This window comes from Aquimonas voraii, from assembly GCF_900101825.1.
Taxonomy (GTDB): domain Bacteria; phylum Pseudomonadota; class Gammaproteobacteria; order Xanthomonadales; family Xanthomonadaceae; genus Aquimonas; species Aquimonas voraii.
This window is the reverse complement of sequence record NZ_FNAG01000001.1, coordinates 115,674-126,412: the sequence shown is the minus strand read 5'-3', so window position 1 is coordinate 126,412 and position 10,739 is coordinate 115,674. Positions and strand designations below refer to the sequence as shown.

Below are 10,739 nucleotides of genomic sequence, written 5' to 3'. Positions count from 1 at the left end.
ACCCGCGCTAACAACGCGCCGCCGCCAGTTCCAGATAGCGCGCATGCAGCGCATCGACCGCCGTGGACAGAGCCTCCAGGCTGCCGCTGTTGTCGACCACGTCATCGGCCAGCGCCAGCCGCTCGCTGCGACGGATCTGCGCAGCCAGCGCGGCGCGCGCGTCAGCGTCATCCACACCGTCACGCCGCGTCAGCCGCTCGATCTGCACGGATTCGGGCACATCGACGACCAGCACACGGTCGATGAAGGGATAGCGGCTGCTCGCCGTCAGCAGCGGGATCGCCAGGACCACATAGGGCGCATCGGCAGCAAGCGCGCGCTCGTGCATGCGTTCGCGGATGCGCGGGTGCAGGATGGCTTCGAGATCGCGACGCGCCCCGGCGTCGCTGAAGATGCGCTGGCGCAGCTGGCGCCGATCCAGCCGGCCGTCGGCATCGAGCACGACGGCACCAAAGCGCTGCACGATCTCGGCCAGCGCGGCCTCGCCGGGCTCGACCAGCTCGCGGGCGATCAGGTCGGCATCAATGACCGGCACACCGAGCTGCTCGAAGCGCGCGGTGACGGCCGACTTGCCGGAGGCAATGCCGCCGGTGACGGCGACGATGTGGGGCGATGCACGCATGGATGGCCTGCAGGGTATTGGGGGCGTCGCGTGGACGAAGGCCTGCAGGCGTCGTCGCGCCGCGGCTTGAAGGTCTTCATCCCGAGGATGAGGCGCCCAGTCTACTAGGCACGACCACTGCCCCCTGCCTTCGCGGGGCCAACGGCGAACGCGGTCGCGGCTCTTCGTCCCGTCGACGGAGCGACCGCAAGCAACCGTCCGCTGCCGCGCTTGCGGATGTCTTCGCTGTGGGGGCTGGTGCTCCCGCACGTACTGATCAAACGTATGCAGACCGGCGCATGGACTGCGCTTCGCTACCATGCCGCGCATGCCCGCCCCCCACGCCATCGACCTCAATGCCCGCGCCCTACCGCCCGAAGCAGGCCTTGCCGTGGCCTTCAGCGGTGGGCTCGACTCACGCGTGCTGCTGCAACTCCTGGCCGAAGCCGACTGGGCGCGCGCCCGCGGCCTGCGCGTGCTGCATGTCGACCACGGCCTGCATGCGGATTCGGCGCGCTGGGCAGAGCACTGCCGTCGCGACGCCCTCGGCCTTGGCCTCGACATCAGCCTGCTGCGCGCGGAGGTGCCGAGCGGCAGCGGCGGGCTCGAAGAGCGCGCGCGCCGCGCCCGCCACGCCGCGCTGCAGGCCGCGCTGTGCCCGGGTGAGGTGCTGGTGATGGCCCACCACCAGGACGACCAGGCCGAGACCTTCCTGCTGCGCGCCCTGCGCGGCGCCGGCGAGCGCGGCTTGGGCGGCATGCGCGCGTTGCGCCGCTTCGGAACCGGCTGGTTGTGGCGACCGCTGTTGGGCGCACCGCGCAGCGCGCTCGAGCACTTCGCCCGCGTGCGCGGCCTGCGCTGGATCGACGACCCCAGCAATCTTGACCCGCGCCACGATCGCAACTTCCTGCGCCATGCCGTGTTGCCTCTCTTGCGCCAACGCTGGCCTCACGCGGCGGAGACGCTGGCGCTGTCAGCAGGTTTGAGCGCGCAGGCGGATGCGCGGCTTGCGTCGCTCGACGCCATCGATCTCGCGCGCGCCCAACTGCTCGATCCGCGCGCGCTGGACCTGCAGGTGCTGCGGGCTTGGGAACCTGCGCGCCGCGCACGCGTGCTGCGCGCCTGGCTGCAGGCGCTGGGCTGTGCGCTGCCGCCGCCCGGCGTGATGGCGCAGATCGAGCGCGAGCTTCTACATGCACGCGCCGACAGCGAGGCCGAAGCGCGCTGGCGCGAGCATCGACTGCGTGCCTGGCGTGACGCGCTCCACCTGCTGCCCGAACTGCGGCCACTGCCGATCGATCTCGATGTCGCATGGCAGGGCGGCGGTCCAGTCGCACTGCCCGACGGTCACGCGATCGCGCTCTGCAATGGCCTCGGCGAAGTCCAGCCCGATGCGCGGCTGCCGCGTGCACTGCAGCTGCGCGCGAGGCAGGGTGGTGAGCGCATCCGTCTTTCCCCGCAGCGCCCCAGCCAGTGCGTGAAGACCTTGCTGCAGTCCTTGGGCGTGCCGCCGTGGCTGCGTCCGCATCTGCCCTTCCTGTGGAACGCCGAGGGCGAGCTGGTCGCCGTGGGCGATCTGCTGCTGCGCGAGGACTTGCGCGCCGCGCTGTCGGCAAACGGCCTGTGCCTGCGCTGGCTGGGCCCCAACGGACAGTCGTCGATCGCCGGCGTCGACGACCTGGCCATGGTCCGCAGGCCCAGTGCTGCAGGCAGCCGCCCGTCGCGCCCGGCTGCCCACCCGAGTCATCACCGCGGTCTGCGCGCGTGACCCGAGGCACAAGCGCTGGACTTTCCTCACATTGACCGCGCTCGCAGGGCTTCGGCACACTCCCGCGTATGTCTACGCCCGACCCCGCCGCTCCTGCCCCTGAAGCCTCGACCGACGGCAGTGCCGTTGCCGGCTTCGAGCGTTCGCTCGACGAACTGGAAAGCCTGGTGCAGCGTCTGGAGAAGGGCGACCTCAGCCTCGATGAGTCGCTCAAGGCCTACGAGCGCGGCATCGCCCTGTTCCGCAGTTGCCAGACCGCGCTGGATCAGGCCGAGCTGCGGGTGCGCCTGCTCAGTGACCCTGACGATCCGGACAGCGCCCAGCCCTTCGCCACCGATGCGCCCTGAGGCCCGGCTGCGCGCCTGGGCCGAGCGCAGCGAATCCGTCCTCGCCGGGCTGCTGCCCAACCCCACCGACGAGCCGCGCCGACTGCACGAGGCCATGCGCTACGCCAGCCTCGGCGGCGGCAAGCGCATGCGTCCGCTGCTGGTCTACGCCAGCGGCCTGAGCTGCGGCGCCAGCGAGCCGATCCTCGATCACGCTGCGGCGGCGGTGGAGTTCATCCACGCCTACTCGCTGGTGCACGACGATCTGCCGGCGATGGACGACGACAGCCTGCGCCGCGGTCGACCGACCGTGCACATCGCCTTCGACGAGGCCACCGCCATCCTCGCAGGCGATGCCCTGCAGGCCCTGGCCTTCGAGGTGCTGACGCAGGCGCCGGTAGAGCCCGCCATCCGCGTCGAACTGCTGGCCACGCTGGCCCGCGCCAGCGGCGCCGCCGGCATGTGCGGCGGCCAGGCGCTGGACCTCGCCGTCACCGGCGGCGAACAGACTCTCGATCAGCTCAAGCGCATGCATGCGCTCAAGACCGGCGCGCTGATCCGCGCCGCCGTGCGCATGGGCGCGCTCTGCGCCGGCGCCGAAGCCGCCACGCTGGCGACGCTGGATGCCTATGCATCGGCCTTGGGCCTTGCCTTCCAGATCCGCGACGACCTGCTGGACATCGAGGGTAGCGCCGAGGAACTCGGCAAAACGCCCGGCAAGGACGCCGAACAGGGCAAGCCCACCTACCCCGCCCTGCTGGGCGTGGAGGGCGCCCGCGCTGCGCTGGAAGCGCAAGGCGAAACCATGCGCGCAGCGCTGTCGCGCCTGCCGCAGCCGGCGCCAGAGCTGGAGGCCCTGGCCGAGCTGACCCTGCGTCGGTCGAGCTGAGCCAAGGACCGGTCGAAGCATCGCACCTGCCCATTCAGCAAGCTGAGCGCTGCACGAACGCGGACGGCCTGCGCCAGCCATCGGCTCGATGCGGCACTTGACCGCACGCGTGCGCGGGCGCAGTTTTCAGCCCTGACGCGCGCCTTGTCCGTCGAGGAGATTGCCCATGAAGCCTTCGCTGATTCTTGCCTCCACCCTTTCCCTGCTGCTGGCCGCCGGAAGCCTGTGGGCCGCCGAGCCCAAGGCCCCGCCCGAAGACAGTGCCGATGCGACCACGGCCGTCGCCGCCTCCGAGGCCGACGCCCGTCGCGCCCGACTCGATCGATTCTGCCCCGACGCCACCGCCAGCCGCATCAAGCGCCAGCGCGGCAGCTGCAGCTCCGCGGGCCGGGTTTACTCCCGCGAGGATCTCGATCGCACCGGCGCCACCACGGTCAGCGAAGCCCTGACCCGACTCGACCCGTCGATCGGCCGCGGCTTCTGAGCCGCGCGCAGCTGATGCCGAAAGGCCGGGCCGATGCCCGGCCTTTGTGTTTCCGTGCCCTGCCCACTCGCCGTCCGGCAGCCCGCGGCGACGCGGCTTGAGGCCAGCGCCTGCATGGCACCGCAGCGCAGCATGCGGCATCATTCAGGGTCCTTCGCCCGCCTTGTGCCCGCCGCCCGCCCCCATGAAAACCAGCAACCAGATCCGCCAGGACTTCCTCGATTTCTTCAAGTCCAAGGGCCACGCCGTGGTGGCGTCCAGCTCGCTGGTGCCGGGCAACGATCCCACCCTGCTGTTCACCAATGCCGGCATGGTGCAGTTCAAGGATGTGTTCCTCGGCGGCGAGAAACGCAGCTACAAGCGCGCGGTCTCCAGCCAGCGCTGCGTTCGCGCCGGCGGCAAGCACAACGACCTCGACCAGGTCGGCTATACCGCCCGCCACCACACCTTCTTCGAGATGCTGGGCAACTTCAGCTTCGGCGACTACTTCAAGCGCGATGCGATCGCCTATGCGTGGGAGCTGCTGACCGAGGTCTGGAAGCTGCCGAAAGAGAAGCTGCTGGTCACCGTCTACCACACCGACGACGAGGCCTTCGCGATCTGGCGCGATGTCGCCGGCGTGCCCGAGGACCGCATCATCCGCATCGGCGACAACAAGGGCGCGCCGTATGCCTCGGACAACTTCTGGCAGATGGCCGACACCGGCCCCTGCGGCCCCTGCACCGAGATCTTCTACGACCACGGCGCGCACATCGCCGGCGGCCCCCCGGGCAGCCCTGATGAAGACGGCGACCGTTTCATCGAGATCTGGAACAACGTCTTCATGCAGTTCGACCGCCAGCCCGATGGCAGCCTGCTGCCGCTGCCGGCACCCTGCGTCGACACCGGCATGGGCCTGGAGCGCATCGCCGCAGTGCTGCAGCACGTGCACTCGAACTACGAGATCGACCTGTTCCAGGCCCTGATCCGCCGCGCTGCCGAGCTCACCGCCACGGCTGATCTGGAGAACAAATCCCTGCGCGTGATCGCCGACCACATCCGCGCCTGCAGCTTCCTGATCGTCGACGGCGTGCTGCCCAGCAACGAAGGCCGCGGCTACGTGCTGCGCCGGATCATCCGCCGCGCGCTCCGCCACGGCTGGATGCTGGGCGTGCGCGGCAGCTTCTTCCACAGGATGGTGGCGGCCCTGGTCGAGCAGATGGGCGAGGCCTACCCCGAGCTGCGCGAGAAGCAGGCGATGGTCGAGGCCGCCCTGCGCGCCGAGGAAGAACGCTTTGCAGAGACCCTGGACCAGGGCATGCGCATCTTCGACGAGGTCGCAGCCCGCAGCAGCGGCGAGATCCCCGGCGCTGACGCCTTCCGCCTGTACGACACGTATGGTTTTCCTGTCGACCTCACCGCCGACATGGCCCGCGAGCGCGGCATGGGCGTCGACATGGCCGGCTTCGAGGCGGCGATGGAGAAGCAGCGCGAGCAGGCGCGTGCGGCGAGCAAGTTCGCCTCCGCCGGCACGCTGTCGGCCGACATCGTCGCCAGCCTCTCGCCGACCGAGTTCGTCGGCTACGAGGATCTGGAAAGCGAACAGCTCAAGGTGATCGCTCTGCTGCGCGAGGGCGCGTCCGTGCAGGCTCTGAACGAAGGCGAGCACGGCATCCTGATTCTCGACCGCACGCCCTTCTACGCCGAGAGCGGCGGCCAGGTCGGCGACCACGGCCAGCTCAGCGCCGGCGGCGCCCGCTTCGAAGTGCGCGACACCCAGAAGCTGGCCGGCGTCTTCCACGGCCATGTCGGCCACGTCAGCAGCGGCAGCCTCAAGGTCGGAGACGTGCTGGCCGCGCGCGTGGACTCCGCGCGCCGGCAGTCGACCGTGCTGAACCACAGCGCCACCCACCTGCTGCACGCCGCCCTGCGCAGCGTGCTCGGCACCCATGTGCAGCAGAAGGGCTCGCTGGTCGCGCCCGACCGCCTGCGCTTCGACTTCAGCCACTTCCAAGCGCTGAGCGCCAATGAGCTGAAGACCATCGAGGACATGGTCAACGCGGAGGTGCGCCGCAACGTCGCCGCCGAAGTGCACCACATGGGCATGCAGGAGGCCTTGGACTTCGGCGCCATGGCCTTGTTCGGCGAAAAGTATGGCGACCGCGTGCGCGTGCTGCGCATGGGCGAGTTCTCCACCGAGCTCTGCGGCGGCACCCACGTGCAGCGCACCGGCGACATCGGCCTGTTCAAGATCCTCTCCGAAGGCGGCGTGGCTGCCGGCGTACGCCGCATCGAGGCGGTCACCGGCGAAGGCGCGCTGGCGCACGTGCGCGAGGAAGAACAGCGCCTCGGCGAGATCGCCGAGCTGGTCGGTGCGTCGAAGGCCGAAGTCGGCGCCAAGCTGCGCCAGCTGCTGGACCGCCAGAAGCAGCTCGAGAAGACCCTTGAGCAGATGAAGGCCAAGTCGGCCGCGAACGCCGCCAGCGAGCTGGCTGACAGCGCCATCGACCTGGGCGGCTTCAAGCTGGTCGCCGCGCGCCTCGATGGCCTCGACGCCAAGGCCCTGCGCGACTCGGTCGACGTGCTGAAGAACAAGCTCGGCGACGCCGTGATCCTGCTCGCCACCGGCAGCGAGGGCAAAGCCTCGCTGGCCGCCGGCGTTGCTGGCGCAGCGCTGGGCAAGGTCAAGGCCGGCGACGTGGTGTCCTTCGTCGCCGCCAAGATCAACGGCAAGGGCGGCGGCCGCCCCGACATGGCCCAGGGCGGCGGCGAGGATGGCCCGGCGCTGGCGGCGGCCTTGGCCGAGGTCGAGGGCTTCGTGCGCGGGAAGGTGTGAAGGCTGGATTCGAGCTTGTGGCCTGGAAGTTCGTACTCCAGGCCCGTCTCTCCTAACCCTCACCACCACGCACAGGGTGGATCTTGACCGACCGCCGCGCGGCCCTCACTCAGCAGGCTTGAGCACCAACGCTGCTGCAGTACTACAGCCTGTCCTTGTCCACAGGCTTCAAGCGTCCGGCCTCGCCGGCGCTTCTTCTTTTGCCTTCTGAATCATCTTGGCGCGTTCATCGAGTGCGTAGGCCCCGCAGACAAGCAGCGTAATCGCGTAGACGATCATTGCGGCGATCCACTCGCCGCCAAGGTAATGCACCGCGGCTTGACCGCCGAGCAAGGCCGTCGTCGAGATCACAAAGGCCACCACCGCGTACTTCGCCGGAGACAAGCAGGCGATCACGATTGGCGGACCAAAAATAAGTAGGAGGACAAACACAAGGAGAACCCCTGCGCCCTCGAAGTTGCTCGCGCTTGCCGCGCCCGGACTAACCGCGCAAGCCACTCCGAGCAAGCCAACGTTGCGACGGAACTGCGAGTTTCGGGTCATGACGAATGGGTTCTCATGGGGTTTTTCGGGGATCTCAAATTGGAATCCAGCTCACGGACACCGCTCCGGCGGCGCAGCCCCCCGATTCAGGAACGCTCCCGCCGCCGCAGCAGCACAGTCATCGAGGTCGGTCATGCTGTGCCCGCTGCGCGGCAGCACCAGGGTCTGCAGCTGGGTGAAGCCCCGCGCCTGCTCGAGTGCAGGCACGGTGGGCGTGCGCGGATCGAACTCGGCGGCCAGCAGTAGGGTGGGTTGGCGGATCACGCTGGGCCGCAGCGGCTGCGGGCGTACGCCGAGTCGGCCGCACTGCGCGTAGGCGATCTCAGGCGTGTAGAGCAGCGCCGCCCAGTCGGGATGGGCTTCGATGGATGCGGCCACCGTCTCGCGGCGCAGCGGCGGGTTGTCGCGGCATTCGATCAGGGCCATCAACAGGGTGCTGAACTCGGGGTCGTCCAAGGTGTAGACCCAGTCGGCGGCGAGCTCTTCCCAACGCGCATCGAACTCACCGCGCGCGGCCTGCTGCAGCAGGGCATGCAGCTCAGCCACGGGCAGGCCGAAGGTGAGCTGGGCTTCGACCAGGGCGAACAGGTTTTCGGGCGTGAGCCGCAGCGTCTCAGGCTGCGCCTCGACCGCGGCCGCTGCCTCCTCGAAGGCCGGCAGCGCGAGTTCGACAGGCTGCGCGGACAGCCGCTCCAGCGCCTGCGCCAGCAGGCTGCGCAGGCTGCCGCCCGCACAGCCGCCCTGCCCTTCGCACTGCGTCTGCGCGGCAGCGAGCACCTGCGCATAGTCGTCGGCGAAGCGGCCCATCAGTTCCAGCCCGGCCGGATAGAAGCCATCCAGCACCACGCGGCCGACGCCCTCGATCGATTCGGCCAGCGCGACCTGGGCGAGACGCGTGCCGTAGGACACGCCGTAGAGATGCACCTCGCGGTAGCCGAACTCCTCGCGCAGGGCGCGTACCAGCTCGCGCAGGTCCTGCGCCGCGGTGGCGGTGGAGTACAGGCCCTCGCGGCGTTCGCTCTCCGGCACCGCGGCGGCGCAGGCTTCGAGCAGGGGCGCGGTTTCTTCCCACTGCGCATCGATCGAGGCGCCCTCCAGGATCAGCTGGCGCGAGCGCGTGTCGTACTCGGGACAGGACAAGCGCGGCGTCGCGTAGCCGCTGCCGCGCTGGTCGTAGAGCACGAGATCGTGATCGAGCCCCAGGCGCTGCTGCATCCAGTCGCGCCACCAGGGCATGGCCTCCTCATACAGATAGCTGGAGCCGCCGGGGCCGCCGCTCAAATAGACCGTCGCCGTGTCCGAGCGCGTGAGCAGCCCGTGGCGCAGGATCACCACAGGCAGTGCGGTCATCGCCTCGCCCCGCTGGCTCGGATACAGCCAGGCGCATTCGCTGCGCTCAAGCCAGCCATCGCCAAACCAGCAGCTGACGCTGAGGGTGAAGCGGCCAGTGTCAGGTGCTTCGAGCTGTGCCGTCTCGATGTCGTAGCGGAAGCTGCGCAGGACCGGCTCAAGGCCGATCACGACGAGCATCAGCACACCGACAGCGATGATCAGGAATTTCTTCATGGCGCCAAGAGCCGGGATTGGGAATTCGGGATTTGGGATTCGCAGCCCCGCGCGGCTTCAACTGAGAGCGTCCCGGCGTGATATCGCAGTGCAGCTATTCGTGATGAGAGCTGCATTCGTCCGCTCGTGCTCTCTGTAGGAGCCTGCTTGCAGGCGACCGCAGCCTGCGCCCTCTCTCGCCAGAACGGGTCGCGAGCAAGCTCGCTCCTACAAAAAGCCGGCCTTGGCGGAGCTGAGCAGGAATCTGGTTTCGTGGAGGCGGCTTGCTCCCATGACAGAGCCCAGACCCTCACGGACCGCACTTACGGCAAGCCGCCACTTCTGCGTGCTTCCAAGTGCGCCGCAGACACGCGAACGCCCACCGCTCGGGGTGGGCGTTCGCGCGTTCGTTCGTCGCTTGCAGGTGCTTACTTGGCCGCCATCAGGGCGATGGCCATGTCCAGCATGCGGTTGGAGAAGCCCCACTCGTTGTCGTACCAGCTGAGCACCTTGACCAGGGTGCCCTGCATGACGCGGGTCTGGGTGGCGTCGTAAACCGAGCTGTGCGGGTTGTGGTTGAAGTCCACGCTGACCAGCGGCTTGGTGTTGATGCCGAGAATGCCCTTCAGCGGCCCCTCGGCGGCGGCGCGGACGGCGCTGTCGATCTCGTCCTTGCTGGTCGCGCGCTTGGCCACGAAGGACAGGTCGACCACCGAAACGTTGATGGTCGGCACGCGCATGGCGAAGCCGTCCAGCTTGCCGTTCAGCTCCGGCAGCACCAGGCCGACCGCGGCGGCCGCGCCGGTCTTGGTCGGGATCTGGCTCATCGTGGCCGAGCGGGCGCGACGCAGGTCCGAGTGGTAGACGTCGGTCAGCACCTGGTCATTGGTGTAGGCGTGGATGGTGGTCATCAGGCCGTGCTCGATGCCGACCACGTCGTGCAGCACCTTGGCCAGCGGCGCCAGGCAGTTGGTGGTGCAGCTGGCGTTGCTGATGACCTCGTGCGAGGCCTTCAGCTGGTCGTGGTTGACGCCGAACACGAAGGTGCCGTCGACGTCGCTGCCGCCCGGCGCCGAGATGATCACCTTCTTGGCGCCGCCGGCGATGTGGGCCGCGGCCTTGGCCTTGCTGGTGAACAGGCCGGTGCACTCGAACACCACGTCGACGCCGTGCGCGCCCCAGGGCAGCTTGGCCGGGTCGCGCTCGGCGAAGACCTTGATGCGGTCGCCGTTGACGATCAGGTCACCGCCGTCGACCGAGACCTCGCCCGGGAAGCGGCCGTGGGCGGTGTCGTACTGGGTCAGGTGGGCATTGGTCTCGGCGTCGCCCAGGTCGTTGATCGCGACGATCTGGATCTCGTTGGTGCGCTTGGCCTCGTACAGCGCGCGCAGCACATTGCGGCCGATGCGGCCATAACCGTTGATCGCGACCTTGATCGTCATTGCTTGAATCCTCGTGAGGGCGTGGATGCCAGGGGCGGGAATACAGCCGGGGCGGGCCCGGCCAAGCGCGCTAGTGTAGTGCTCGCGCCCTCACATTTCGATCGAGCGCCTGCCGTGGGGTAGCCTGCGGCCCGGACGGCGCCGCACGGGCCAGCCACAGCCATTGCATCGCGGTAGCCGCCGCCAGAGCCTGAGACAGGCAGGCGCTGCGCGCAGACAGCGACTGAAAGCGTTCCGCGGAGCGCACTGCTTCGGCGTCCCGCATTGGCAGTTCACCGACTGTTGAAGACGGGATGAGTCCGTCCTGTCAGACTGCCCAGACCCTG

Annotated in this window: 9 protein-coding genes; 5 read left to right on the top strand and 4 right to left on the bottom strand. The window is 69.0% G+C overall.

What is annotated here, in order from left to right; genetic code table 11:
• Positions 1 to 7 precede the first annotated feature (7 nt).
• Complete coding sequence (coaE, locus tag BLP83_RS00520) at positions 8 to 622, bottom strand: dephospho-CoA kinase (protein ID WP_091237573.1); 615 nt, start codon at positions 620 to 622, stop codon at positions 8 to 10.
• 307 nt (positions 623 to 929) lie between these two features.
• On the opposite strand from coaE, the gene tilS reads away from it, so the two are divergent.
• From tilS to alaS, 5 genes are all read left to right on the top strand, one after another.
• Complete coding sequence (gene tilS, locus BLP83_RS00515) at positions 930 to 2,369, top strand: tRNA lysidine(34) synthetase TilS (RefSeq protein ID WP_091239353.1); 1,440 nt, start codon at positions 930 to 932, stop codon at positions 2,367 to 2,369.
• A gap of 68 nt (positions 2,370 to 2,437) precedes the next feature.
• Positions 2,438 to 2,716, top strand: a complete 279-nt coding sequence (locus BLP83_RS00510; RefSeq protein WP_091237572.1) for an exodeoxyribonuclease VII small subunit — start codon at positions 2,438 to 2,440, stop codon at positions 2,714 to 2,716.
• Positions 2,706 to 3,584: a polyprenyl synthetase family protein gene (locus BLP83_RS00505; RefSeq protein WP_091237571.1), complete on the top strand. Its 879-nt coding sequence runs from the start codon at positions 2,706 to 2,708 to the stop codon at positions 3,582 to 3,584. The genes BLP83_RS00510 and BLP83_RS00505 overlap by 11 nt, the downstream gene beginning before the upstream one ends.
• 166 nt (positions 3,585 to 3,750) lie before the next feature.
• The gene (locus BLP83_RS00500) at positions 3,751 to 4,068 is read left to right on the top strand and encodes a hypothetical protein (RefSeq protein ID WP_091237569.1); all 318 of its coding nucleotides are present in this window, start codon (positions 3,751 to 3,753) and stop codon (positions 4,066 to 4,068) included.
• A gap of 184 nt (positions 4,069 to 4,252) precedes the next feature.
• The gene (gene alaS, locus BLP83_RS00495; RefSeq protein WP_091237568.1) at positions 4,253 to 6,883 is read left to right on the top strand and encodes an alanine--tRNA ligase; all 2,631 of its coding nucleotides are present in this window, start codon (positions 4,253 to 4,255) and stop codon (positions 6,881 to 6,883) included.
• A gap of 168 nt (positions 6,884 to 7,051) precedes the next feature.
• Here alaS and BLP83_RS00490 read toward each other — a convergent pair whose 3' ends face one another.
• From BLP83_RS00490 to gap, 3 genes are all read right to left on the bottom strand, one after another.
• Complete coding sequence (locus tag BLP83_RS00490) at positions 7,052 to 7,426, bottom strand: hypothetical protein (RefSeq protein WP_091237566.1); 375 nt, start codon at positions 7,424 to 7,426, stop codon at positions 7,052 to 7,054.
• 51 nt (positions 7,427 to 7,477) lie between these two features.
• Positions 7,478 to 8,992, bottom strand: a complete 1,515-nt coding sequence (locus BLP83_RS00485; protein ID WP_091237564.1) for an alpha/beta fold hydrolase — start codon at positions 8,990 to 8,992, stop codon at positions 7,478 to 7,480.
• Between the two features lie 407 nt (positions 8,993 to 9,399).
• Positions 9,400 to 10,413 carry a type I glyceraldehyde-3-phosphate dehydrogenase gene (gene gap, locus BLP83_RS00480; protein WP_091237562.1) on the bottom strand — a complete coding sequence of 338 codons (1,014 nt, stop codon included), beginning with the start codon at positions 10,411 to 10,413 and terminating at the stop codon, positions 9,400 to 9,402.
• Positions 10,414 to 10,739 lie beyond the last annotated feature (326 nt).

Bases quoted from the DNA above. Each gene is read 5' to 3' on its own strand.
- coaE (WP_091237573.1), bottom strand. From the start codon at position 622: ATGCGTGCATCGCCCCACATCGTCGCCGTCACCGGCGGCATTGCCTCC.
- tilS (WP_091239353.1), top strand. From the start codon at position 930: ATGCCCGCCCCCCACGCCATCGACCTCAATGCCCGCGCCCTACCGCCC.
- BLP83_RS00510 (WP_091237572.1), top strand. From the start codon at position 2,438: ATGTCTACGCCCGACCCCGCCGCTCCTGCCCCTGAAGCCTCGACCGAC.
- BLP83_RS00505 (WP_091237571.1), top strand. From the start codon at position 2,706: ATGCGCCCTGAGGCCCGGCTGCGCGCCTGGGCCGAGCGCAGCGAATCC.
- BLP83_RS00500 (WP_091237569.1), top strand. From the start codon at position 3,751: ATGAAGCCTTCGCTGATTCTTGCCTCCACCCTTTCCCTGCTGCTGGCC.
- alaS (WP_091237568.1), top strand. From the start codon at position 4,253: ATGAAAACCAGCAACCAGATCCGCCAGGACTTCCTCGATTTCTTCAAG.
- BLP83_RS00490 (WP_091237566.1), bottom strand. From the start codon at position 7,426: ATGACCCGAAACTCGCAGTTCCGTCGCAACGTTGGCTTGCTCGGAGTG.
- BLP83_RS00485 (WP_091237564.1), bottom strand. From the start codon at position 8,992: ATGAAGAAATTCCTGATCATCGCTGTCGGTGTGCTGATGCTCGTCGTG.
- gap (WP_091237562.1), bottom strand. From the start codon at position 10,413: ATGACGATCAAGGTCGCGATCAACGGTTATGGCCGCATCGGCCGCAAT.